The organism is Clostridium sp. MSTE9 (assembly GCF_000277625.1).
GTDB classification, from domain to species: Bacteria; Bacillota; Clostridia; order Oscillospirales; family Acutalibacteraceae; genus Faecalispora; species Faecalispora jeddahensis.
The window spans coordinates 35,359-60,929 of sequence record NZ_AKFU01000015.1; the positions used below are offsets into that span (position 1 = coordinate 35,359).

At 53.1% G+C, this 25,571-nt stretch carries 21 protein-coding genes and 2 tRNA genes; 19 read left to right on the forward strand and 4 right to left on the reverse strand.

Going from position 1 to position 25,571, the window contains the following annotated elements; translation table 11 throughout:
• Positions 1 to 248 precede the first annotated feature (248 nt).
• From recA to HMPREF1141_RS03500, 17 genes are all read left to right on the forward strand, one after another.
• Positions 249 to 1,397, forward strand: coding sequence for a recombinase RecA (gene recA, locus HMPREF1141_RS03415; RefSeq protein ID WP_074432640.1), 1,149 nt, complete (start codon positions 249 to 251; stop codon positions 1,395 to 1,397).
• Complete coding sequence (locus HMPREF1141_RS03420) at positions 1,397 to 2,032, forward strand: regulatory protein RecX (RefSeq protein ID WP_009061038.1); 636 nt, start codon at positions 1,397 to 1,399, stop codon at positions 2,030 to 2,032. The genes recA and HMPREF1141_RS03420 overlap by 1 nt, the downstream gene beginning before the upstream one ends.
• On the forward strand, positions 2,023 to 3,360 hold the full coding sequence (gene rimO / locus HMPREF1141_RS03425) for a 30S ribosomal protein S12 methylthiotransferase RimO (protein WP_009061049.1): 1,338 nt from the start codon (positions 2,023 to 2,025) through the stop codon (positions 3,358 to 3,360). The genes HMPREF1141_RS03420 and rimO overlap by 10 nt, the downstream gene beginning before the upstream one ends.
• Positions 3,357 to 3,944 (forward strand): CDP-diacylglycerol--glycerol-3-phosphate 3-phosphatidyltransferase, encoded by a 588-nt coding sequence (pgsA, locus tag HMPREF1141_RS03430; RefSeq protein WP_009061088.1) that lies wholly within the window; start codon positions 3,357 to 3,359, stop codon positions 3,942 to 3,944. Before rimO ends, pgsA begins: the two co-directional genes overlap by 4 nt.
• A gap of 2,288 nt (positions 3,945 to 6,232) precedes the next feature.
• Positions 6,233 to 6,925: a serine O-acetyltransferase gene (cysE, locus tag HMPREF1141_RS03440; RefSeq protein ID WP_147584694.1), complete on the forward strand. Its 693-nt coding sequence runs from the start codon at positions 6,233 to 6,235 to the stop codon at positions 6,923 to 6,925.
• Between the two features lie 66 nt (positions 6,926 to 6,991).
• Positions 6,992 to 8,395, forward strand: coding sequence for a cysteine--tRNA ligase (gene cysS, locus HMPREF1141_RS03445; RefSeq protein WP_009061036.1), 1,404 nt, complete (start codon positions 6,992 to 6,994; stop codon positions 8,393 to 8,395).
• Between the two features lie 156 nt (positions 8,396 to 8,551).
• Complete coding sequence (gene ybaK / locus HMPREF1141_RS03450; protein ID WP_009061077.1) at positions 8,552 to 9,031, forward strand: Cys-tRNA(Pro) deacylase; 480 nt, start codon at positions 8,552 to 8,554, stop codon at positions 9,029 to 9,031.
• A 92-nt stretch (positions 9,032 to 9,123) separates the two neighbouring features.
• Complete coding sequence (locus HMPREF1141_RS03455) at positions 9,124 to 9,306, forward strand: hypothetical protein (protein WP_009061050.1); 183 nt, start codon at positions 9,124 to 9,126, stop codon at positions 9,304 to 9,306.
• Positions 9,307 to 9,449: 143 nt separating this feature from the next.
• Positions 9,450 to 9,525: transfer RNA gene (locus HMPREF1141_RS03460), tRNA-Thr, on the forward strand.
• A gap of 61 nt (positions 9,526 to 9,586) precedes the next feature.
• Positions 9,587 to 9,671 (forward strand) — tRNA-Tyr (locus tag HMPREF1141_RS03465).
• A gap of 306 nt (positions 9,672 to 9,977) precedes the next feature.
• Positions 9,978 to 10,865 carry a MerR family transcriptional regulator gene (locus tag HMPREF1141_RS03470; protein ID WP_035316504.1) on the forward strand — a complete coding sequence of 296 codons (888 nt, stop codon included), beginning with the start codon at positions 9,978 to 9,980 and terminating at the stop codon, positions 10,863 to 10,865.
• Positions 10,866 to 11,326: 461 nt separating this feature from the next.
• A complete protein-coding gene (gene hisD, locus HMPREF1141_RS03475) occupies positions 11,327 to 12,589 on the forward strand; it encodes a histidinol dehydrogenase (RefSeq protein WP_009061074.1) in 1,263 nt (420 codons plus the stop codon).
• A 39-nt stretch (positions 12,590 to 12,628) separates the two neighbouring features.
• A complete protein-coding gene (locus HMPREF1141_RS03480; RefSeq protein WP_009061040.1) occupies positions 12,629 to 14,161 on the forward strand; it encodes a sugar ABC transporter ATP-binding protein in 1,533 nt (510 codons plus the stop codon).
• Entirely contained in the window at positions 14,158 to 15,153 is a 996-nt protein-coding gene (locus HMPREF1141_RS03485) for an ABC transporter permease (RefSeq protein WP_009061097.1), read from the forward strand. The genes HMPREF1141_RS03480 and HMPREF1141_RS03485 overlap by 4 nt, the downstream gene beginning before the upstream one ends.
• Before the next feature lie 73 nt (positions 15,154 to 15,226).
• A complete protein-coding gene (locus tag HMPREF1141_RS03490; protein ID WP_009061076.1) occupies positions 15,227 to 16,339 on the forward strand; it encodes a sugar ABC transporter substrate-binding protein in 1,113 nt (370 codons plus the stop codon).
• A gap of 69 nt (positions 16,340 to 16,408) precedes the next feature.
• Positions 16,409 to 17,188 (forward strand): glucose 1-dehydrogenase, encoded by a 780-nt coding sequence (locus tag HMPREF1141_RS03495; protein ID WP_009061029.1) that lies wholly within the window; start codon positions 16,409 to 16,411, stop codon positions 17,186 to 17,188.
• A 14-nt stretch (positions 17,189 to 17,202) separates the two neighbouring features.
• A complete protein-coding gene (locus HMPREF1141_RS03500) occupies positions 17,203 to 18,198 on the forward strand; it encodes an alcohol dehydrogenase catalytic domain-containing protein (protein ID WP_009061003.1) in 996 nt (331 codons plus the stop codon).
• Positions 18,199 to 19,050: 852 nt separating this feature from the next.
• Here the strand turns inward: HMPREF1141_RS03500 and HMPREF1141_RS03505 are convergent.
• From HMPREF1141_RS03505 to HMPREF1141_RS03520, 4 genes are all read right to left on the reverse strand, one after another.
• Positions 19,051 to 20,028 carry an electron transfer flavoprotein subunit alpha/FixB family protein gene (locus HMPREF1141_RS03505; RefSeq protein WP_009061113.1) on the reverse strand — a complete coding sequence of 326 codons (978 nt, stop codon included), beginning with the start codon at positions 20,026 to 20,028 and terminating at the stop codon, positions 19,051 to 19,053.
• Between the two features lie 11 nt (positions 20,029 to 20,039).
• Complete coding sequence (locus HMPREF1141_RS03510) at positions 20,040 to 20,831, reverse strand: electron transfer flavoprotein subunit beta (protein WP_155863463.1); 792 nt, start codon at positions 20,829 to 20,831, stop codon at positions 20,040 to 20,042.
• Positions 20,832 to 21,257: a MarR family transcriptional regulator gene (locus tag HMPREF1141_RS03515; protein ID WP_009061001.1), complete on the reverse strand. Its 426-nt coding sequence runs from the start codon at positions 21,255 to 21,257 to the stop codon at positions 20,832 to 20,834.
• Between the two features lie 326 nt (positions 21,258 to 21,583).
• Complete coding sequence (locus HMPREF1141_RS03520; protein ID WP_009061019.1) at positions 21,584 to 22,726, reverse strand: acyl-CoA dehydrogenase family protein; 1,143 nt, start codon at positions 22,724 to 22,726, stop codon at positions 21,584 to 21,586.
• A gap of 392 nt (positions 22,727 to 23,118) precedes the next feature.
• On the opposite strand from HMPREF1141_RS03520, the gene HMPREF1141_RS03525 reads away from it, so the two are divergent.
• Entirely contained in the window at positions 23,119 to 23,898 is a 780-nt protein-coding gene (locus HMPREF1141_RS03525) for an enoyl-CoA hydratase-related protein (RefSeq protein ID WP_009061109.1), read from the forward strand.
• Between the two features lie 99 nt (positions 23,899 to 23,997).
• Positions 23,998 to 25,545, forward strand: coding sequence for a CoA-transferase (locus HMPREF1141_RS03530; protein ID WP_009061085.1), 1,548 nt, complete (start codon positions 23,998 to 24,000; stop codon positions 25,543 to 25,545).
• Positions 25,546 to 25,571 lie beyond the last annotated feature (26 nt).

The window sequence follows — 25,571 nt, forward strand, 5'->3', positions numbered from 1 at the left end:
AAAACATTCGTTCGATTTTTTCGCCGAATCCATTGATTTTGCGTTTGGAATACAGTATAATGAAACCAGGTTTTCCCCGGCGGCAGACGGCGTGTGCCGTTCGCGCAGAGCATGGTGCTCAAAGCCGGGGAGTGAGTTGCTGCGGGTTCGCGCCTGTTCGGTGGCCCCGTCTGATGGATGGGCCGCAGGGCAGCGGCGCATTTTTTAGCGGATCGGTGATTACAATTTTGGAGCGGAGGAGTTTTTCCATGGCAGTGGATAAAAGCAAGGCGCTGGATACGGCGCTGGCGCAAATTGAAAAGCAGTTTGGCAAGGGCGCCGTTATGCGCCTGGGACAAAATCAGGCAATGCAGGTGGAAGCGATCTCCACCGGTTCTTTTTCTCTGGATATGGCGCTGGGAATCGGCGGCCTGCCCAGAGGGCGTATTGTAGAGGTGTACGGGCCGGAATCCTCCGGTAAAACGACGCTCGCGCTGCACTGCATCGCGCAGGGGCAGAAAAACGGCGGCTATGCCGCGTTTATCGACGTAGAGCATGCGCTCGACCCGGTGTATGCCCGCGCGCTCGGCGTGGATGTGGACGCGCTCCTCGTTTCTCAGCCCGATACCGGCGAGCAGGCGCTCGAAATTACCGAGGCGCTCGTGCGCTCCGGCGCGATCGATGTGATCGTTGTGGACTCGGTCGCGGCGCTCGTTCCGCGTGCGGAAATCGAGGGCGATATGGGCGATTCCCACGTCGGGCTGCAGGCCCGGCTGATGTCGCAGGCGCTGCGCAAGCTGGCGGGCGCGATTTCCAAATCGAACTGCGTCGCCATTTTTATCAACCAGCTGCGTGAAAAGGTAGGCGTCATCTATGGCAGCCCGGAAGTAACGCCCGGCGGCCGCGCCCTGAAGTTTTACGCTTCCGTGCGAATCGACATCCGCAAGACCGAAACGCTGAAAAACGGCACCGAGCAGATCGGCTCGCGCACGCGCGCCAAGGTGGTCAAAAATAAAATCGCGCCTCCGTTCCGTGAGGCGGAGTTCGACGTGATGTACGGTCAGGGCATTTCCCGCGAGGGCGAAATTCTCGATCTTGCGGCCAAGCTCGACATTGTGCAGAAGAGCGGCGCATGGTTCTCTTACGGTGAAACCCGCTTGGGCCAGGGCCGCGATAACTCCAAGGAGTTTTTGAAGGGCAATCCTGAACTCATGGCAGAAATCGAGCAGAAGCTGCGCGAAAATGCCGACCGTCTGCCCTCGAAGGCTTCCGGTTCGCCCAAAAAGCCTGCGGCTCCTTCCGCACCGTCTGAAGCGGCCAAGCCGGTCGAAATCGAGCAGGCAGCCCCGCCGGCAAAGCCCGCGGCATCCGGCAGAGCGTCCTCCAAAGCGAACATCGATATTCTGGTGGATGACTGATGCTGATCACAGCGATCCGGCCCCATCGAAAGGGTCTTTCCCTGCTGGTGCTGGACGGCGAACCGGCCATGGAGCTGGATTCCGGCGTTCTTTACCGGGAGGGGATTCGCGTGGGGGCGGAGCTTTCCGACGAGGAGCTGTACCGTCTTTGTCAGCAGTCTGATGAGGTGCGGGCCAGGGAAAAAGCGCTGTACCTGTTGGAGCACAGGGCCCATTTCAAAAGAGAACTGGAAGAGAAGCTGCGCCGTGATTTTCCGGCTGAAGCGGCCAAATTGGCCGCGGACCGCATGGAAGAGCTGGGACTTCTCGATGACGCCGCCTGCGGGCGGCAGCTGGCCGGGGAGCTGCTGGGGCGAAAGGGCTTTTCGTCGTCGCGCGCGCGGCTGGAGCTGTGCCGTAAAGGGGTAGACCCTGCCTTGGCAGAGGAGATCGTCGAGGAGCTGGCCCCGCCGCCGGAGGAAAAAATCCGGCAGCTACTAGAAAAGAAATACCCCCTTGCCGCAAGGGATGAAAAACAGCGGCGCAGAGCGGTGAACGCTCTGCAAAGGATGGGGTACCGCCTGCCGGAGATTCGGCAGGCGCTACGCTGTCTGGATGAAACCATAGAATTGGATGAGGAGCAAATATGGCAATAACAGTGGGAATGGTCAGCCTGGGCTGCGCAAAAAACCGGGTAGACGGAGAAATGATGATGGCGACCCTGAAAAACGAGGGCTTCTGTCTGGTGAACGACGCGGCGCTGGCTGATGTTGCGATCGTAAATACCTGCGGATTTATCGACGACGCAAAACAGGAATCGATCGATGAGATCCTCGAGCTGGCTAAGCTCAAGCAGGAGGGACAGATTCGTGCCATTGTCGTCACGGGCTGTATGGCGGAGCGCTACCGTGAAGAAATCCGCAAGGAACTGCCCGAAGCGGACGCGGTGGTCGGTATCGGCGCCAACACCGAGATTGCCGATATCATCCGCCAAACGCTCGAGGGGCAGAACCCCGAATCCTTTCCGCCGAAGAACCGCCTGCCTCTGTATGGCGAGCGCGTTCACTCCACACCCAGCTATTTTTCCTACATCAAGGTGGCGGAGGGCTGCGACAGCCGCTGCGCCTACTGTGCCATTCCCATGATCCGCGGACGCTATCGCAGCCGCCCGATGGAAAGCATTGTGGAGGAGGCGAAAGGCCTTGCGGCGGACGGCACGAAAGAACTAATCCTGATCGCGCAGGATACCAGCCGTTATGGCGAAGACCTTTACGGCCGCCTGATGCTGCCGGCGCTGCTCGACCAACTCTGTGAAATCGACGGTTTGCGCTGGATTCGTCTGTTATACTGTTATCCGGATTACATTACCGATGAACTGCTGGACACGATGGCCCGGCAGGAAAAGGTCGTCAAGTATATCGATCTGCCGCTTCAGCACGTGTCGGGCCGGATGCTCAAATCCATGTACCGCGGCGGCGACCGGCAGTCCATTACGGCGCTGCTGCATAAAATCCGCGAAAAAGTGCCGGGCATTACGCTGCGCACTACGCTGATCACCGGCTTCCCCGGTGAAACGGAAGAGGATTTCACGGAGCTTTCCGAGTTTGTCAAAGAAATCCGGTTCCACCGCATGGGCTGTTTTGCCTATTCGCGCGAGGAAGGCACCGCGGCGGCGAAAATGCCGAACCAGATCGAAGAAGAAGTCAAGCTGCACCGCCGCGATCTTCTGATGGAGCAGCAGATGCGCATCATGGAGGAGCAGTGTCAGAAGGAAATCGGGGAAACCATCACGGTTTTGACCGAGGGCTTTGACCGCTATGCGGAGTGTTGGTTCGGGCGTAGCGAGCAGGACGCGCCCGAGATTGACGGCAAGGTGTTTTTCTTCGCAAAGGATCAGAAGCCATACCCCGGGCAGTTCGCCCGCGTGAAAATCACGAATTTCATTGAATGCGATTTGATTGGGGAAGTGGAGGAGCTGTTATGAATCTGCCCAACAAGCTGACCATGTTCCGCCTCATACTGGTCCCGTTCTTTGTGGCGGTATTGCTGGCCCCGGCGCTGCCGCACCATTACCTGATTGCGGCGATCCTGTTTGCCGTGGCATCGTATACCGATCACCTTGACGGGATGCTGGCGCGAAAGAATAACCAGATCACGGATTTTGGAAAATTCATGGACCCGCTTGCGGATAAGGTGCTGGTCATCTCCGCGCTGGTCTGCTTTGTGGAACTGCACCTGGCCAACGTCTGGTTGGTGCTGCTGATCATCGCGCGCGAATTCATGGTTACGTCCATCCGCCTTGTGGCGGCGGACAAAGGGCAGGTGATTGCCGCGAATAACTGGGGCAAGGCCAAAACCGTCAGTCAGATCATCGCGATTCTGGTCGTTCTGTTTCTGCAGTATTGGCTGGAGCTGGCTGTGGCGGGGGTGGCGCTGCCCGTCACGGTGAATGAACCGCTCGCCTCGTTGTTTGGGCAGCTGCTGATTCTGATTGCCACGGCTCTTGCCGTGATATCCGGATTGATTTATTTAAAACAGAACTGGCAGATTGTGAAAACGGCAGGATAAATGAATTTTAAAAAGCTTTCTTCTTTTAATGAAGAAAGCTTTTTTTGATCCAGATGGAAAGTGTGTTCAGGCACCGCTTTCATTTTCCAGATGGAACCCGCAAAAAAGCGCCGGATTTCTGAAAATCCGGCGCATCCTGTTCCAATGTGACAATTTTTCTCATATCTGTATTTTATCTTGCAAAAAATCCCAAATAATGGTAGGATAATCTCGTAGGGCGCGATAAAGTGCAAAGCAGGAGCGGGGTGCTGGAACACCCCGCCCCCTGCCTACGGAGACCTAACCTCCATAAGCAACGGCAAAGCCGCACTTGCAGTCACAGTATAACTCATTTTTCCCCTTTTGTATAGGGGATTGTGGCAAAAATGGGAATCCCACCAAAGCGGGAGTTGTGTATTGCACTTGTGATATAGGCGCTGTGTTTATGGAAGCATCCCATTTTGGGGATTCCGTAACACGCGCTTTTTTGTTGCCTTACAGGCAAGCCCCCGGTACGGGCCGAAGGATAATTCATGAACATTCCCCCGAATTTCATGCGAAAGCGATGTTGGCAGTTCATCGCAGCTCCGGCCCTGCCGCCCTTGTCTGTAAGAGAGGCATTTCTGCGCGCACCGTTTGCGTGCAGATACCGGCCACCCGGCCGAAAGGGCTGTTCCTCAAGAGGAACAGCCCTTATTTTTGGACAGATTAAACCTGCATATACCTCGCGGGGCAGCTCGAGGAAAGGCTTTCGCTCCGCCCATGTGTCGCGCGTGCGCTGACTGTTCTCACGCGGAAGTAGCTTTATATACGCGATCATCACAATCATGATTTTTGTCTTTCCGGGCTTCCCGTATAAATTCTGCTGGCGCAGAGCTTGGCCCCTCAGGGCGACCAAAGGCTCTGCCTTTGGAAACCGGGAGCTTTCACGTCTGCAAATGGTACGGAAAGCACTCTGCAAGCCAACACAAGAATGCGGCGAAGCCGCCCTAAAAGACTGCGGGCCGACGAGAGCGCTCTGAAAATGCCCGCCGACAGACGAGACTGCTAAGCTTATTTCCCGATGAAACCCGGAGAGTGGGCATTTTCATTGGAGCGCCTTACAGATGGCTTTTGTTTACACAATCAGGGGCCGTTCCCCCAAACGGATTCCAAAGGTGTCCTTTGGAAGGCCTTTGCTTACTTTCGTCCTTCCACGAAAGTAAGTGCTCGCCCCGGCACGAGGGGCAAGCCTGCGCCAGCAGAAACCTACGCGGGAGAATCCGCAGATAATCTGTGTCAGCAAAAAATGCGGCGAAGCCGCACCTAAAAACTGCGAGCCAACGAGAGCGCTCTGAAAATGCCCGCCGACAGATGGGATTATCAGGCTTGTTTCCAAATGAGACTCGGAGAGTGGGCATTTTCAATGGAGCGCCTTACAGATGGCTTTCGTTTACATAATTAGGAGCCGTTCCCCAAAACGGATTCCAAAGGTGTCCTTTGGAAGGCCTTTGCTTACTTTCGTCCTTCCACGAAAGTAAGTGCCCGCCCCGGCACGAGGGGCAAGCCTGCGCCAGCAGGTATATCGCGGAGAACAATGCAGAAAAAACTTTTGTCCTTTTGTGGACAAAAGACGGATGGTGATAAAAAAGAACCGCCCCGGTCTGAGCGCGAACTTTGTGCCAGCAAAAAGGCGGCCCCTGTATGTACATCAAAAAAACTTCTATTCTGTCGCGAATGAAAGGCTACTGCAGAGAAGAAAAAAGGGTCAGCCCAGCAAGTTTTTCAGAATTTTTGCATTAAAACATACTAACCATATATGTTAAAACAAGAAATGAAGATTGTTTTCTTTCCAAAATAGAATGAAGAGATTGAAAATAAGAGGAAATTCCCAATTTAATACAGCTTTATTTCTTTTAAGATAAAAATATACTGCTAAAATGGCAAAAGCCCGGCCCTTTACAAGCCGAAGGGTTTGTTGTATACTGAATCTTGGCAACAATTTGACACAGCTGCATACAATAGTATTCAAATGCTGCAAGCGGGAGAAGTACCCGAAACAAACGCAACAGAGAGAAAGCGCCACCGGCTGCAAGCGCTTTTTGCGGGGAGTTCGGCGAAAATGCGCCCGTGTTCCGTAAAACGGAAAGCAGGCAGGGGGAACAAACGCCTTGGCGCGTTCTCAGTATCTCTGCACGGTCAGGCACCGTTACTGCCTCTGAGTGATAAAACGGAGTGGAACCGCGGAATCTGCCGCCTCCGTCCCCTGTGGGGGACGAGAGGTGTTTTTTATTGCCGTTTTGTCAATGATTACAAATTGTATCGCCATAATGGAGGAATCGGGTATGTTCAAAAATTTAAAAGCAGAGCTGGATTCTATTATGGATCGGGATCCTGCAGCCAGAACCCGGTTAGAGGTTTTTCTGCTGTATTCGGGATTTCGAGCTGTGCGTTCCTATCGTTGGGCCAACTGGTTTTATCGCCACGACATGAAGCTGATTGCCAGATATATTTCTCAGCGGGCCCGCCATAAAACCGGGGTAGAGATTCACCCCGCGGCCAAAATCGGAAAAGGATTGTTTATCGACCACGGTATGGGCGTGGTGATCGGCGAAACGGCTGAGATCGGTGATTACTGCACGCTGTACCAGGGGGTGACTCTGGGCGGAACCGGTAAGGATCAGGGCAAGCGCCACCCAACCCTCGGCAACAATGTGATGGTGGGCTCCGGCGCAAAGATTCTGGGCCCGTTTAAGGTGGGGGACAATGCCCGTGTGGCGGCCGGTGCCGTCGTGCTCAGCGAGGTGCCCCCGGGAGCAACCGCCGTAGGTGTTCCGGCAAGGATCGTGCGCATCAATGGCGAGAAGTCCTACGAGCTGGATCAGATCAACGTGTCCGACCCCGTCGAGCAGGAGATGGCCGATCTGCAGAATGTCTGCACGGCACTCGGTATGCAGGTTGAAATGCTGATGGATCGTTTGGAGTCCTACCAGAAAGATCGGGCAAATAAAAAGGAACCGTGAATGAAAGGACTGCCCAAGGACTAAGATAAAAATAGAATGACGGCGCAACTGCGCGGGAGGTTTTCTATGAAAATTTATAATACGCTGACAAGACAAAAGGAAGAGTTCATCCCGATCAAAGAGGGAGAAGCAAAAATTTATGCCTGCGGCCCCACCGTGTATAATTTTATTCATATCGGCAACGCCAGACCGATCTGTGTGTTTGATGTTCTGCGCCGTTATATGGAGTACCGCGGTCTGAAGGTGACATACGTTCAGAATTTTACGGATATTGATGACAAGATCATCCGCAAGGCGAATGAAGAGGAAACAGATTACCTGACCGTTTCCCGCAAATATATCGAGGAGTACAAAACCGATGCCAAGGGCCTGAATGTGCGCCCCGCAACGGTTCATCCGCTGGCGACCGAAAGCATGGAGGATATCCTGCAGATCATCCAGACTTTGGTGGAAAAGGGCTACGCCTATGCCGCCCCCAACGGCGACGTGTATTTCCGCACCAAGAAGTTCGATGAGTACGGGAAGCTGTCGCACCAGCCGCTGGACGATCTGCAGGCCGGCGCGCGCATTAGTGTGGATGAAGTGAAAGAGGATGCGATGGACTTTGCTGTGTGGAAGTCCGCCAAGCCCGGCGAGCCAAGCTGGGATTCCCCGTGGGGCAAGGGCCGCCCTGGCTGGCACATTGAGTGCTCCGCGATGGCACGCCACTTTTTGGGCAACACGATCGATATTCACTGCGGCGGTCAGGATTTGATCTTCCCCCACCACGAAAACGAGATCGCGCAGAGCGAGTGCTGTAACGGCGTTCCCTTTGCCCATTACTGGATGCATAACGGTTATATCAATGTCGACAACCATAAGATGAGCAAATCGCTGAACAACTTCTTCACCGTGCGGGAGGTTGCAAACGTATACGGCTATGAGCCGATCCGCTTTTTGATGGTTTCGTCGCAGTACCGCAGCCCCATCAATTACAGCATTGAGATCATCGAGCAGTGCAAATCCGCTCTGGATCGTCTCTATAACTGCCGCGACAATCTGACGTTTGCCCGGGACAATGCGCCTGAGGGCCTGAAGGATGGCGAGCAGGAGCAGATCGATGCGCTCGATTCGTTCCGCCAGCGTTTTATCACCGCGATGGACGACGACCTGAACACGGCCGACGCGATTTCGGTGCTGTTTGATCTGGCCCGCGAGATCAATACCAATCTGATCCCCGGCGAAAAGAGCAAGGAACTGTACAATGCGGCTCTCAAGCTGTACGGGGAGCTGGCAGACGTGCTGGGCCTGCTGTACCAGAGAAAGGATCAGTCGCTGGATGAAGAAATCGAGGCGCTGATTCAGCAGCGCACCGATGCGCGCAAAAACAAGGATTGGGCTACCGCCGACCGGATTCGCGATGAGCTGAAAGCCCGCCATGTAGTTCTGGAGGATACCCCCCAGGGCATTAAGTGGAAAATCGTAGAGTAATCCTGCCTTTCGCAGTGCGGGCAGCCGTTCCAACGCGGCTGTCCGCTTTCGCGCGTAGATGCTCGAGTGTATCTGGTTCGGCAGTCAAATCACAGGTTTGTATTTCAGCGGTTCATTTATGGTGTGGTACCTTGTTTTGGAAAGGAAGGAATTTAGGTGGCAAAGGAACATAAAACGAATGTGATGCGAATTCTGGATAAGGAAAAGATTTCGTATCAGTTTTATTTTTATTCTCACGAGGATGGCCTGATCGACGGCGCTTCTGTGGCGCATAAGCTGAATCAGCCGGTGGAGCAGGTGTTTAAAACGCTTGTGACGCGCGGCGCCAGCAAGAGCTTTTATGTGTTTGTCATTCCGGTGGAACAGGAGCTGGATTTGAAAGCGGCGGCACAGTCGGTCTCTGAGAAATCGGTAGAGATGATCCATGTCAGCGAGATCAATCAGATCACGGGTTATATCCGCGGCGGATGCTCACCGATCGGTATGAAGAAGCAGTTTCGGACAGTGATCGATGAATCTTGCCTGCAGCTGCCTACTATCATCGTCAGCGGAGGTAAAATTGGCACACAGGTAGAACTGTCCTCCTCCGACCTGATCTCGTTGATTGGGGCCTCCACTGCGCAACTGTGTAAATAATGAATATTATTTGACAAAATGAGTGCAATTTTATATGATTGCAGTAGTAAAGGCTCCGGGAAAATTGGGAGTGCAAATGGGAGAGAGTCAAGATGAAAGAGGAAAAGGCAACATTTGTTATAAATGTGCTGTACCGCAATGCTTCCACCTGGCAGGGAAACCTGCACTGGCTGGAGGGCGATAAGGAAAGTGCCTTTCGCAGTGAAATTGAGCTGTTAAGCTTAATGGACAGTGTGCTGGATGTAAAAAAAGAAAAAGAAGAAGAGCCGGATTAATGTCATAGGATTGCTTTTGCAGGGTGTGCGCCGATTCGGCGAAAAAGAACGGCTCTCTTTGTTCCCCAGCATTTTTTGCGAAAATTGTATTGACAAAACCAGATAAAAATGATATATTAGTCAAGCGCTCAATTTTGAGTCATGCTGGTGTAGCTCAGTTGGTAGAGCAGCTGATTTGTAATCAGCAGGTCGGGGGTTCGAATCCGTCCACCAGCTCCACGCTTCGGTGTTCAGCTGAACCGGACAAGTACCGCGAACTGTTTGAGATAAAAGTAAATATGGAGGAGTTCCCGAGTGGCCAAAGGGGGCAGACTGTAAATCTGTTACGTTACGTTTCGGTGGTTCGAATCCACCCTCCTCCACCAAAAGAAAACCCGCATAGTTTTTAGAACTATGCGGGTTTTGCTATATGCCGAAATACTTTAAAATGGGATCAATACACGGGAAAGTATGAAAGATCACGCTAAGCAATAAGAACCCAGTAAGTGAAGAGCGGTGTCACATCGTATGAAATAGTAAGGTTATTGCGGGTGAGAGTACGGCAAAGATCAGAGTCCGAATTTTTCAAAGTCAAGATTTGGTCAACAGAAAAACCAAAAAATATCTTTGACATAGCGCATAAAATTCGATATAGTTACGGAAAAGACTTGTTTGCGTGGGGAGGCGGTCGTATGAAAAGCTACAGTACCAATGAAGTCTGTCAGATGTGCAACGTGAGCAGAAAGCAACTGCGTTATTATGAGGAGCATGGACTGCTCAGCCCCGTTCCCAGAAACGACGCGAACAATTACCGCTACTATACCCAGCAGCACCTGTGCGCGATTGTAGCGGCCAAAGCACTGCGAAATATAGATATGTCGCTGGCTGAAATGAAGGACATCATCTATGGCCGAAATGTTGAGGCAATCCAGAGGTCGATTCGAAAGCAAATGACTGCTTCCCGCGAGGCCCTGGAGGAAAGCATGATCCGTTACGAACAGAGCACGCTGGAATATACCAAGCTGATGGAAGCTATTTCCGTTTTGAAAATTCACGACCTGAAGGCGGAAACGGATCATCATTATGAAGTGGTGGACCGCCCGGCACAAAGCGTGATTTCGCTGCGGTATCGCACCGATTTTGAAGATGCAGATGGCTTGGACATGGATTACCTCCCTCTGATCCAGACCAAAGCGCAATCCGTCAATGCCGCGTCTCTCAGCATCAGCGCGCTGATGTATATTACCTACGATCATTTTGACAGTGATTCCTGTTCGTTTAACAACCAGGTTCATGACTTTAAAATTGCCGTTCCGGTTGCCGATGCCGGCCCCCACATCCAGCATTGCGATCATATCCCGGCGTTTCAGGGGGTATCGGCCATCCACATCGGTTCTCCCAAAAATGAACGGCTCTACCAGACCTACATGGATTTGCTAAAATGGGCGAAAACGCAGGGATACCGTCTGGAGAACTGGTCGGTGGAAGAGTGGCTGATCAGCCCGATGATTACCAACAACTCCGACCTCTGGATGATTCGGGTAATGATCCCATTCCGGGGCACTCGGATCCAGGCTTGACTTGCAGGTCGGTCTTTCTCTCTGAATTTTCTTTTTATCCGGCGGTTTCTCAAAGGGAAACATGCCCCGTGGGGGCATGTTTTGAATTGTATCCCTGCATAATTTGGCATTTCCGCGGTTAAATTTAAGGCTTTTCTGTAAAATATGAAATAATTTTAATTTTAAAATTCAAATTATTTTGATACTTGACTTATCCCCGAGGGATACCTGTAAGATAAATCTCAAGGTCGCAGACCAGAAATAACAGCGTATGGCGGAACAGTTTTAAAACGAATCACAATAATGAAACTCCGTTCCGCCAAGAGCTGCCGCCGACGAAGCCGGCGGGAATACACGTAAGACAAAGGAGTCGCTTTTCTGTACAGTTGTTGTGCAGAAAAAGTGACTCCTTTGTTTTATCCGAAAGAGCACAGAAAAGTCGGACCGAATTAAATTGAAGAGAAGACAGGAGTGGACTTGACATGCAAGCAATCAAACAAGCGGAGAAGAAAACTTACCAGCGTGATCACCAACTGACAGAGACGGTGCTGGAGATCATCGATTCCGTGCGGAGCCGCGGTGACGCCGCTCTTCTGGAACTGGCCCAAAAGTTCGATCACACGGATTTGAAATGTGTGAAGGTGGACCGCCCGACGATTGAAAAGGCCTACACGCTGGTGGATCAGGAAACCGTGAAGCACATTACCTTTGCGGCCGACCAGATCCGCTGGTTTGCCCAGCAGCAGCTGCAGTGCATGCAGCCGCTGAACGTTCCAAGTCTCATAGCGGGTGTGGAGCTGGGGCATCGTCTGGTGCCGATAGAAAACTGCGGCTGCTATATTCCCAGCGGACGCTACCCTCTGCCATCCTCCGCGCTGATGAGCGTCGTTGTCGCGAAGGTAGCCGGGGTAAAGAATGTGGCGGCCTGTTCCCCCGCCTTTCATGGCTGCGGAACGATTCACCCCGCCGTGCTGGTGGCGATGGACATTGCCGGCGCCGATGACATTTACTGCATGGGCGGCGCGCAGGCCATTGCGGCTTACGCCTATGGCACGGAGACAGTCCGGAAGGTCGATTTGATCGTCGGGCCGGGAAACAAGTTTGTCACCGAGGCCAAGCGCCAGGTGCTTGGCGATGTGGGAATCGACAGTCTGGCCGGCCCCAGCGAGGTGCTGATTCTTGCGGATGAGACCGCCAACCCCACTTTTGTGGCCATTGATCTACTGGGTCAGGCGGAACATGACCCCAATGCCAAGCCTATTCTGGTCTGCACCGATGTGGGTGTCATTGAACGGTCCATGGCGGAACTGAACCGCCTGCTGGCGGCCCTGCCGACCCGGGACGTGGCCACCATATCCTGGGAGGACAACGGGGAGGTTTACCTGGCCGACAGCATGGAGGAAGCCATCGCGCTGGCCAACCAGGTGGCGCCGGAGCACCTGGAGGTACAGACAAAGGAAGAACGGCAGGTAGCCGCCCAGCTGTACAATTACGGTTCGTTGTTTGTAGGTCATTATGCGCCGGTGGCCTTCGGGGATTTTGTCTCCGGAACCAATCACATTTTGCCTACCATGTCGACTGCCCGCTATTCTAATGGACTGTGTGTTAAAACCTTTATTAAGACGCCCTTCCATCAGTATGTCAGTCAAGAGGGCTGCAGGAACCTCTCCGAGTCCTGCATGCATTTCGCACAGGTGGAGGGACTTTACGCTCATCGAGATTCCGTGCGTCTGCGTGTGGAGTAAATCGTACAGGCGGATCGGAAACAGAAGGGAGGAATGATTGTGGCAGAGGAGCAGACGGCTTTGGAATTGCGGCACGTTACAAAGCTGTACGCCGGAACTGTGGCGCTGGAGGACGTGAGTCTTACCATCCGGCGTGGAGAGGTTCACGGGCTTATCGGCAAGAACGGAGCCGGAAAATCTACACTGGTCGGTATCATCTCCGGGCTGGTTGCCCCCAGCAGCGGGGAAATTTGGATCAACGGGCAGAAATATACTTCCTTGTCTCCTATCACGGCCAAGCATCAGCGCATCTCGATCATTACGCAGGAGCCGCAGGTAATAGAAGAAAGCACCGTAATGGAAAACTTTTTTATGCCCGGTTATCTGGATAACAAAAAGGTCATCGACTGGAGCGAGATGCGGCGCAGGGCGGCCGAGATTTTGGATCAGGCGGGCTTTCCCATAGACGTATCCGTAAAGATGCGAAATTTGTCCATCAGTGAGCGCCAGCTGCTGCTGGTCATCAAGGCGTGCTTTGTGGAAGACGCGGAAATCGTTATTATGGATGAGGTGTCCGCCTCTCTCAGCCAAAAGGATCAGGCGATTCTTTACCGCATTATCGACGACCTGATTTCGGCCGGGAAAACGGTTGTTTTTATCTCCCACCATACGGAAGAGCTCCTGCGTGTCTGCGACTGGGTAACGGTGATCCGGGACGGACACAATGTGGGCAGCGTCATGCGGGGGGATCTGGACAAAAAGAAGCTGGCCTCGCTGATTGTTGGCAGCACCAATTATGATGAACAGATCATGGAAGACATGTCCGCCATGATTCAGGAGGAAGAGGCGTTTGTACTGAAGAATTTTACCAGCTACGGAAAATTCCGGAATATCAGTATGTCCGTCCGAAAGGGCGAGATCGTGGGCCTTGCGGGCTTACGGGGCAGCGGGCGGACAGAACTGATGAAAAGCGTGGTCGGGATCGACACGTATGACGGGGGAACGGTCTGGGTCGCGGGAAGTCAAAAACATTACCGCTCTCCGGCGGCAGCCCGTGACGACGGTGTGCTTTACCTGACGGAGGAACGGGAGGCGGAGGGACTGATCCCCATCGCCTCCATTCAAAAAAACCTGACCATCAGCATATTGCCTAGGATAAGCCGATGGGGCGTGCTCCAGACCAAAAAGGAAGAACAGCTGGCAGACGATTTGATCCGCACACTGGATGTCAAGGCTTTTTCCAGAAAGCAGAATATCGGTCAGCTCAGCGGTGGAAATAAACAAAAGGTGCTGGTGGGTAAGATTATGGCTTATACTCCTCAGGTCTGCCTGCTGGATGAACCTACCCGCGGCGTAGACATCGAGGCCAAGGAATCGATCTTGAACACCATTCACCGTGAGCTTCGCAAGCAATCCTGTGTCATCATTACGTCCCCCGGAGTGGAGGATCTGATCAAAATTTGTGACCGCATTCTGGTTCTGTATGAGGGCGAGATCATCGATCGGTTCTCTCGGGAAGAGTTTTCCGAGAAACAGATTTACCGGGCAATGCAGGGCGAGGTTATTCATATTGACGAGGTGAAAAAATCATGAGACTCAGAACAAAAATACAGCTGGCCCTGCTGGATAATCTGGTTTGGGTTCTGCTTGCGGTGTTTTTTATTGCCAACGCCCTCTTTACCCCCGCGTTTCTCGGTATGAAGAACCAGTTGAATATTCTTTATCAGTCCGCGACGCTCGGCCTGCTGGTGCTGGGTATGGGCATTGTGATGATGGTGGGAGAGCTGGATCTGTCAATGGAGGCCACACTGGCCTTTGCGCCCGGTGTCACGATATTGGTGGCTCAGCAGCTGAGCCTGGGTCCCGTGGTGTGTATTTTTATGACGCTGGCGCTGGGCGTGGCGGTTGGTTTCTTCAACGGCTTTTTCGTAGCCAAGATGAAAACCAATTCTTTCCTGCTGACCATGTCCAGCCAGATTGTCATGCGGGGGCTGGTGCTTTTCCTGGTGCCCTTTTCCCTGGCCGGGCTTGACAAGGGCTATACCTTCCTGGGGCGTGGGCGTATCGGGTCGCTCCAAATCGCCATTCTGGCGCTAATCGTAATCTACATTATTTTCGAGTTTATTTTTCATAAAACCGTCTTCGGGCGCAAATTCGCGCTGACCGGCGGCAGCCGCCGCGCCGCTTACATTTCCGGCATCAATACCGACCGGGTTATCATCTGTGCTTTCGTGCTGGCGGGTCTGCTTTCTGCCGTGGCCGGGCTGGTCACCGCCGGACGGCAGAACGCCGTTTCCAACAGTATGGGTGAGGGTATGGTCATGATGGCCTTTGCCGGCGCCATTCTGGGCGGCTGCAGCTTCAACGGCGGCATGGGGAAGCCTGTGGGAATGCTGGGCGGCACACTGCTTTTGGGTATGATCGACAACGCGCTGAATCTCAACGGGGTAGATGTCAATCTGGTCAGCGCAACAAAAGGAGGACTGATCTTTCTGGCAATTATTCTGGATCGGTTGCGCTTTAAAATGAGCGCCGATATCATGCACAAAGAGAATATGCGAAAGTTGGTGCAAAGCAATTCCTGACCCGGTCATTCGGGCGATCTTACCGCCTTGATTTTGTAATACGAACGATATCTGTGAATGGAGGAAGAACAACATGACAAAAAAGATGCTCACGATTTTGCTCGCCTTATCCATGCTGCTTTCTGTACTGACCGGCTGCGGCTCCGGGGGAACTGGTTCCGGGAGCACTGCGTCCGGCCAGAGTCCTGCCGGTTCCGGCGGTTCGACAGACAAAAAAACCATCGGCATGGTGGTGAAAAACACCTCTACTGAATATATTCAGGCATTTATGATCGGCGCACAGGAGGCCTGCGATAAGTATGGCATCGAGCTGAAAATCGTGGACGGCAAGGCCGACAGCCTGAAGATCATGGACGCCATCGACACTTTCATCGTGCAGGGCATCGACGGCTTCATTCTGGCCGGGGCGGAAGACCTGGTCACGCTGGTTCCCGGGATTAAAAAGCTGAACGAGGAAGGAATCCCGGTCTTTGCTGTCGACACCTGCCCTGAGGGCGGCCACGTGGACATGTTCATTACCAACGATATCGTGGATTCCTCCCGCAAGGCTGCGGCACAGATGGTGCAGGGCATCAAGGACGCCAACGGCGGTGAGGTCCCCAAGGGTGTCATCATCGAAATCACGGGTTCCCTGGTGGATATGTACACCACTGAATGTCACGAAGGCTTCTCCTCTGTGATGGAGCAGTATCCCCAGCTGACGGTGGTGCAGGGCGAGGGCCATTGGAACAATGACGATTCTCACAGTCGCACCAGTGATCTTCTGACCCGTTATGGCGACGATGTGCTGGGTATTTACGTCCATACTCCCGATATTATGGGATCCGGTGTTGTGGCTGCCGTGGAGGCCGCCGGCCTTGACCCCGCTGATTATTTCATCTCCGGCATCTGTATTGGGGTGGAAGGGATGCATCTGCTCAACGAGGGCAAACTGTATGCCGTTGTGGAACAGCCTGCCCTGGATATGACCACTATGGCTGTGGAATATATGAACAAAATGTTTAACGGCGAGGAGATTCCAAAGGTGGGCGATACAATCACGAAAGAGGGCGCACTGTGGTCCCCCGCGAAGGTGATTAATAACGAGTTCGCGGACAGCGGCGCCACTATGATCCTTCAGTCGCCTCTGGTTCCTCAGGAATGCCAGCCCTCCGACGAGCGGCTTTATGAAAACCGCATCGGCTAAACAGTCGGCAGGCAGGGCGGGCGGAAATTCCTGCCCGCCCTGCCCAACGATTCAGAAAGGAGATTCCCTATGCAGAAATTCGGCATTGCGGAAAAAAACATCTTTGACGTCAGCGGAAAGGTAGTCATTGTCACCGGCGCGGGAACCGGACTCGGCGAAAGCTATGCGCAGGCGTTTGGGAAAATGGGAGCAATCGTTATCTGTGCCGGCCGAACCCAGAGCACTCTGGAACGGGTAGCCGCAGCCATCCGAAAAAACGGGGGCGAGGCTATTGGACTGAGTGTGGATGTCACCGACCCTGATGCCATCCGACATTTTATGAAACAAGTTCAAGCCCAGGCCGGCGGCGTGGATGTGCTGGTGAACAACGCCGGCGCGGAAATCGTGGAGGATTTTCTCTCCGTCACCCCCGAACATTTTGACGCCATTATCGGCGTTAATTTGAAGGGCGCTTATTTCATGGCCCAGGCAGCGGCCGAAGCCATGAAGGAAAAGGGAGGGAAAATTATCAATATCGGCTCTCTGGGAAGCTACATCGGCCTGACGGAATCGAGCGTCTACTGTTCCAGTAAGGGGGCCATTGTTCAGCTGACCAAGACCATGGCCATTGAGCTGGCAAAATACAACATTCAGGTCAACGCTATCGCGCCCGGCTATTTCGTCACACCCATGACCCAGCAGTTCTACGACGATCCGGATCACCGCGCCTGGATCGAAAGCCGCATTCCCGCCGGCCGCTGGGGAACGGGGAAGGACCTGGCCGGACCCGCACTGTTTTTAGCCTCCTCCGCCAGCGATTATGTCACCGGACAGGTTGTCATCGTAGACGGCGGCTGGCTGGCCGGTTAGGAGGGAGGCAGGAGATGAAAGCGGTAAAATTTTATGGCGTCGGGGACGTGCGCACCGTTGATACCGAGGCGGTCACTCCCCGGAACAACCAAGCGCTAATCCGGGTCTTGTACGGCGGTATCTGCGGCTCTGATCTGCACATCTACCGGAAAGGGATGTTTGTGGAGCGGCTGGAGGAAACCATGGGCCATGAGTTCGTGGGCCGGGTCTGCTCCGCGCCGGCGGAAAGCGGGCTGAACGAGGGAGATCTGGTGGTCGGCGATCCCCGGGTGCCCTGCGGTCACTGCCCGGCGTGTTTGGAGGGCGACAGCCACCGCTGTGCTTCTCTGGGCTTTATTGGAGAGGTGAGGCCTGGGTGCTTTGCCGAGTATTTGGCTTTGGAGCCGGAAAAGCTAATCGTGCTTCCCAAGGATACCGACTTGAAACAGGCGGCGCTGTGTGAACCGCTGGCCGTGGCGGTTCACGCCTGCAAGGAAATTATGAGGGCCGATCCTAAGCGTGTGCTGGTGGTAGGGGCAGGGCCTATCGGCCTGTTGATCGCCTGCCTGCTGAAAACGCAGTATCAGGTGGCGCAAGTGACTGTGGCTGATTTGGATGAGTTCCGCCGAAGTAAGGCAGAGCAAGCCGGCGCGGACCGGACGGTATCCGATGGATTCAAAGCCGGAGGAACGTTTGACTGCGCAGTGGATGCGGTCGGCGTTCAAGGAGCGCTGGAAGGCGCCGTTCAGGTTACTCGTCCGGGTGGCTCCATCTTTATCTCCGCAATTTACGAAACATTACCTGTAGTAGACGTCAATTATCTGGTATCCAACGAGCAGAAGCTCTGCGGAAACAACGCCTATTCCTTTTCCGATCTGCAGGAGGCCGCCCGGCTGATTGGCGGGAAAACGCTGACTTTGAATTGGCTGGTGACTCGTGTGCTGCCTGCAGATCAGGCGGATCAGGCATTCCGTCTGTTGACGGCTGCGGCAAAGACGGATTTAAAAATCTTACTGGATTTTCAAATTTAATTTGCACATCTGCTCCATCGATTTATTATATTTAAAATTTGCCGTGCTGCCCTGAGCATACCCGAACAGAAGGGGTCAAGTTGGATGCGGCTGCTGGAAAAGCTGATTTCCCAGCAACGGTGCCGCTTTCAGAGAATGCGCTGCCCCGATAGCATAATCGATTGCAATAACAGGATGTAAAGCGTTTTCGAATATTATGATAAAGGAGCAGCACGGTATCGACCCTCTGTGCTGCTCCTCTTGCGTTATGACCAAAATCGAAAGTGCTTCCGCTTTCGAAAATCAACCTACATTCGGTTTTATGAAGCAGGTTGATCTGTTGACGAAGAAAATCGTATTCTGTTGTGGCATATCGTCGCAGGGGAAAGCTGACATCTGTGTGCCCCATCAAAGAAGATATGCTCTGTAATCTACACCATTTTCGACTGGCCTCGTGGCGAAACTGTGCCGGTATACATGGTTGGTAGCAAAATCAATATCGGTTTTGGTACGGAGTCGAAGATACACTTTTTAAGCACCGTTTTAGAAACAGGTTGTTTTCCAGTGCTTATTGAAAATGTAATCATTGTAGTGTGGAAGAAAATCTAAAATACTTGCTGCTTTTTCGATCAGGGGGACTATACGCATACCTGCTTTTGTCTTGCTTTTTTATTATAATATAGTTGGATTTTTTATTATAATTAACCGACTGTGCCCTTCTGTGAAATGGTATAAAGACAGGAGACACGATTTTTCGTGGCTCCTGTCTTTATACCATTTCACTTTAAGACGCTGGCTTTCATTTCGTAATGAAAAAGAATCTGAATTTTGTCTGCATCGATATTCCGCCGCCGTTTCAATTCCTGCTGCAAATCAGCCGCGATGGAACAGAATCTCACGTGTGAGAGCAGGAACGACCTCAAAAAGATCCTCAACGACACAATAATCAGCATACCGAAAAATCCGGGCATCCGGATCGGTATTGATCGCCACGATGGTACCGGAACCCAGCATGCCGGTCAGGTGCTGGATCGCACCGGAAATACCGCAGGCTATATACAGCCTTGGGGCAACTGTGTGACCTGTCTGTCCCACCTGATGTGCCTTGGAAATCCATCCCCGGTCAACTGTGGTGCGCGACGCGCCAACGGCGCCCCCCAGCGCAGCAGCCAGCTCGTGCAAGGGAGCAAAGCCCTCCGGCCCGCCTACCCCTTTACCGCCGGATACAATCACCTCGGCGCTTTCCAAATCGATGCCGTCGCTCGAAAGCTCCTGCAGCAATTCCAGCACCCGGATGCGGGCGGAACCACCGGCGGGGGGTGTAAAACGGATCACCTGTACTGGCGCTGTATCATTCCTCTGGCGCTTTTGTCCGCCTCCGGGGCGGACAGTTCCGATCTGCGGACGGCGATCGATGCAGACGACATCACACAGAGCGCTTTCCCCCAGAACAGGACGCGTCCAGACCAGGCAATCCTTCTGCGCATCCAGCGCAAAACCGGTGCAGTCGGAGGCAAAACCGGTATTCAGCCGGGCAGCTGCCTGTGGCAGCCATTCCTTCGCAAAAACCGTAGATGCAGCCAGAATGGCCCAAGGCTTTTCCTTTTCCGCCAGCTCGGCAAGCGCCGCGGCAGGGTCAGCGGGAACGGCATCCGCCAGCAGCAGGCGGTCGGCTCCACAGATGCCAGCCGCTACGGCTTCGTTTTCTGCATCACCAGAAAACGCCACGGCAGTGAGAGCTCCGCCCAGGGAATTCACCAAAGCGCGGCAATCATTCAGTAACGAAAGAGACAGCTCGCGAAAGCGTCCGGATTTTCCTGTCTCCATGAAAACCCAAATGTCTTTTTTCATGCTTCATTTCCTCACAGCACACCGGCAGCGTTCAAAAGCTGGAACAGCTGCTTGGCGGAATCCTCGCCGGTCTGCTTACAAATTCTCACGCCCTGCATCCCACGGGAGGCAGGGCGTGTTTCGCGTACCGTTAACAGCGGGGCGGGAATTTCGGAAAGCTCCAGCATCGGAATCACTGCACGGCTGGCTTCCATGCTGCTTCTCACCGTGGGGAGCCGGGGCTCGCCAGGAATTTTGTCAAACGCCGCAACACAGGGCAGGTCCATCTCTACCAGACCGGTTCCGTCCTCATTTCCCTGCCTGATTCGCATAACGCCGCCACACAATGACGCCTCAAGCCCGCGGCCTGCAAAAGGCAGGTTCAGGCACTGTGCCAGTTGAGGGCCGACCTGCGCAGACTGCCCATCGATAGACTGCTGCCCACAGAAGATCAGCTCTGCCGGGCCTGCTTTCTTCTCTATGAGGCGGATTGCCTGGGCCAGCAGGCGGCTGACCGCCAGAGCATCCAGCACATCAGGGTCGGGAACCACCGCAAGAACAGCGTCATCCGCGGCAATTGCCAATGCCTGCCGCAAGGCCTCGTCCTCACCGGAACGCCCCAGGGAAAGAGCGGTAATATGGATGTTTTTATCCGCGTCGCGCAGGCGCGCGGCAGCCTCCAGCGCATAGGCGTCCAGCAGATTCAGCCGGACGGGAAGCCTCTGCGGCGGCTGTTCTGTCTTTTCTCTTCGCCCGATGCTCAGATCGGGCACCTGCTTCATGCAGACAATAAGATTTCTGTCAGTTCCGGAGGGCTCCATCATTCACTCCTCTTCATCGATCCGGCCAATACGGCGCAGGCTCTCCATCAGAGCATCCTTTTCCTGCGGAGTGAAGTCCTGCAGTATTTCAACATTCAGTTCATCGACCGCCTTCAGGACGTCGTCCTTCATCGCCATGGCCGAAGGAGTGGCGATGACCAGAATACTGCGCCGGTTATTGGGGTCCACAACCCGGTCAATCAGATCCTGCTTCTGCATTCTGTCCAGAATACCGGAAACCGTTGAATTTTCCAAACGAAGCGCTCTGGCGATTTCTTTCGGGGTGGTGGGTCCATTCTTCCAAAGGCAGCTCAGCACGCCGTACTGTCCCGGTGTAATCCCGTAAGGTGACAGCCGCGAAAAAAAGGTTTGGAATACCTCGTGCTGAGATATTGTCAGTAAATAATTGATGCAATATCGCAATTCCATCCTGCTCTTTATCCTCCTGTTTCAAGGCGGTGAATCCGAAAACACGCTGCCGGGGCAGCCCCGGCGATTCCTTCGAAGTCCGCTCAATATGGAAATGTGCCCGTCCGGGCAAAGTTTCATGCATTCAGTATAGCGTTTTACAGGCGCTTTTTCAACTGATTTCGCAATTCATTTCCTATGTCCATTCAGGCAGGAAGCAGAGGCAGGCGAATTTTTGTATTTTCCCCTGAAACCAGCATTTCCGGCATCCGCACGGATGCCGGAAATGCTGTAGCATGGTTAATATTAGGAGAACAGGTATAAACAAAGGAAAAAGTGCTTACGAGTCAGCGGAACAACGTGCCGCTGATCACCAGACGCTGAATTTCGTTGGTGCCTTCGTAAATCTGGGTGATCTTCGCATCACGCATCATGCGCTCGACTTCGTATTCACGCATATAGCCGTTGCCGCCCAGCATCTGAACCGCTTCGGTCGTAACCTCCATCGCAACGTCGGTAGCCGTCATCTTTGCCATCGCGGCATCGACGGTGAAACGTGCGCCCGCATCATGAGCCAGAGCCGCGCCGTAAACCAGCAGCTTTGCTCCCTGAATCTTGGTGTAAAGCTCCGCCATTTTAAACGCGAGATACTGCTGCTTACTGATGGGCTTGCCGAACTGCTCGCGCTCCATCATGTATTTGCGTGCAATCTCAAAGGCGCCTTCCGCAATGCCAAGACCCTGTGCAGCTACGCCGATCCGCCCGCAATCCAAAGTCTTCATAGCAAGCTTAAAGCCTTCGCCGGGCTGCGCCAGCATATTTGCAGCGGGTACGCGAACGTTGTCCAACAGGATTTCGGAAACCTGCGCGGAACGAATGCCCATCTTGTTTTCAATATGTCCGATGGAAACACCGGGTGTGCTGCGCTCCACCGCAAAGCAGGTCATGCTCTTTGTGCCGACAGATGGGTCCGTCAGCGCATAAATAACATAATAGTCAGCCAGAGGGCCGTTGGTGTTAAAGCACTTGGAACCATTGAGAATATAAAAGTCACCGTCCTGTTTTGCAATGGTCTTCTGACCGGCTGCGTCGGAACCGGCCCCATGCTCGGTCAAACCAAAGCCGCCCAGATGTTCGCCGGAAAGAACAGGAGCCATGAACTTTTTCTTCACCTCTTCGGAAGCGGAAGAGTTAAAAATGGTACCACCATAAAGAGAGGTCGCTACCGAATAGGAAATCCCCAGCGAAGCATCCACTTTCGAAATTTCTTCAACAGCAAGAGCATATTCGAGGTAACCCATCCCCTGACCGCCTACCGTTGTGGGGTATGGCAACCCGATCAGGCCAAGTTTCCCCAATTTGTTAAACAGACCGACATCATAAGTAGAAGTTTCATCGCGCTCGATAGCACCGGGTTTTACTTCCCTTTCCGCGAATTCGCGTGCGAGGGTTTGAATGCGCTTTTGTTCATCATTCAGTGTAAGGTTCATAATCATCCTTCCTTTCATTTGGTCAACCATGATTCAGAATTACCTTATTGTTTCAAAACAATTCTTATTTAAAACATTTCTGAATAAGAATTGTTTACAAGGCGAATTTAACATAAAATAAAATGCATGTCAAGATATTTTTTGAGAAATAAAACAAACTTTTTTCTTGTAGAAAAATAAAAAGTTTTTTTCATCCAGATATGACCAGAAATACGCAATATCTAGTGGTACTACCTATAAGCGCTACACTCTGCACAAAAATAATTCGCTATACGAATCCTACGGCTTAGAAATGTTCTTGACACGAGATAAAATGCGTTATAAAATAGGTCTCAAAGAGAGAAATTGTATACTTCATCTAAATTTTATATTTTTTTACGGAGGTTTTTGTTATGAATAATCTGCTTCTGGAAATTCAAAACGGCATTGCCCTGCTGACCATCAACCGGCCGAAATCTCTAAATGCGCTCAATAGCGAAACCTTAAGTGAACTGGACACCTGCCTGTCAGAAATCGAAAAACGCGAAGATGTAAAGGTCGTTATTTTGACCGGTTCCGGTGAAAAATCCTTCGTTGCCGGCGCAGATATTTCTGAAATGGTAAATGCAACTCCTGTGGAGGGAAGCGCCATGGGTCAGCTTGCCAGAAAAGCTTTTGGACATCTGGAAGAGATGCCTCAGGTAACCATTGCCGCCGTAAACGGATACGCTCTGGGCGGCGGCTGCGAAATTTCAATGGCCTGCGATATCCGTATCGCCTCTGAAAACGCCAAATTTGCACAGCCCGAATGCGGTTTGGGGATTCTGCCCGGCTTTGGCGGCACGCAGCGTCTTTCCCGCCTGGTAGGGAAAGGGCGCGCCAAAGAGCTGATTTTCACCTGCGACATGATTGACGCGCAGGAGGCCTACCGCATTGGTCTTGCCAACAAAGTGGTTCCGCTGGCAGAGCTGATTGATTACTGCAAGGCAATGGCAGGGCGCATCATGAAGAACGCGCCGATCGGCGTTGCGCTGGCGAAGGAAGCCATCAACACCGGCAGCGACACCGACCTGAACAGCGGCCTGAAGCTGGAAGCCAACCTGTTTGGCCTGTCCTTCTCTACACAGGATAAAAAAGAGGGCATGACTGCATTCCTGGAGAAACGCAAAGAGAAGCACTTCATCGGCAAATAATCCAAAAGCATACGGAAAATGGATGGAAATCATTTCGGAATGCGATCACTTTGATTCGGTTGATTTGGGTCAAAGGAAAAAATGCGGAGGAGGAGTATCATGTCAAAAAAGCCAATGATTACTGCGGCAAATGCCGCCGGCTGGGTAAAGGACGGAGATACCATTACCACCAGCGGCTTTGTGGCAAGCGTAATGCCGGAAGCACTGACCCGTGCTTTGGAGGCAAGATTTTTGGAAACCGGATCACCGAAGAGCCTGACTCTTTTCTATGCGGCTGCCCAGGGAAACCGGGACGGCAGCGGTGCCGACCATTTTGCCCACGAGGGAATGACCAGACGCGTCATCGGCGGGCACTGGAACATGGTGCCGAAGCTGGGTGAACTGGTTCTGCAAAACAAGATCGAGGGCTACAACCTCCCGCAGGGAACGCTCTCTCAGCTCTATCGAGACATTGCCGGGCACCGGATCGGCACCATTACCCATGTGGGTTTGAACACCTTTGCAGATCCCCGTCTGGAGGGCGGCAAGCTCAACGATATTACCAAAGAGGATTTGGTAGAGGTTGTGGAAATCCTCGGTCAGGAAAAGCTCCTCTACAAGGCGATCCCGCTGAACATCGGCTTTATCCGCGGCACCTATGCGGATGAAAACGGCAACGTTATCATGAGCCACGAGGTCGCGTCCATTGAGGCAACCTCCATCGCACAGGCTGTACATAATTGCGGCGGCAAGGTGATTGTTCAGGTAGAAAGGGTCGTTGAAAACGGATCGCTGGACCCCAAGCTGGTGAAGATACCCGGAATTTATGTAGATGCCATTGTGGTGGCGCAGAACCCGAGCGAGCACGAGCAATGCGTTGGCTGCGAATACGACGGCTCTATGAGCGGCGAATACCGGGTTCCGCTGGACAGTCTGGATCACCCGCCCATGAGCGCCAAAAAGATCATCGGACGCAGAGCGGCGATGGAACTGATCCCCAATTCCATCGTAAACCTTGGGATCGGCATCCCCGAATACATTTCCATGGTGGCGAACGAAGAGGGAATCGGTGATTACATGACCCTTACCGTAGAATCCGGCCCCGTGGGGGGCGTGCCGCAAGGCGGCCCGAAATTCGGCGGTTCGGTCAATGCGGAGGCAATTCTGGATCAGCCCTATCAGTTTGACTTTTACGATGGCGGCGGTGTCGATTATGCTTTTCTGGGGCTGGCGCAGGCCGACCGCTTTGGAAACATCAATGTTTCCAAGTTCGGTCCCAGGATTGCCGGATGCGGCGGATTTATCAACATCACGCAGAATGCCAAAAAGGTATTCTTCTGCGGCACCTTTACCGCAGGCGGCCTGAAAACCCATGTGGAAAACGGTAAGCTCGTCATTGATCAGGAGGGTAAAGAGAAGAAATTCATCGATCAGGTGGAGCAAATCACTTTTTCCGGCGTCTATGCTCAGAAGGTGAGCCAGCCGGTCCTGTACATTACAGAGCGCGCCGTATTCGAGCTGCGCTCCGACGGTGTCTTCCTGACGGAGGTGGCTCCCGGAATCGATGTACAGACGCAGATCCTTGATCTGATGGATTTTCAGCCTAAAATTGACAATCGTCTGATGGATGCCCGTATTTTCTCCGACAGTCTGATGGGATTGAAATAACCGGAATATCAGGCCGCCGGTTCCCG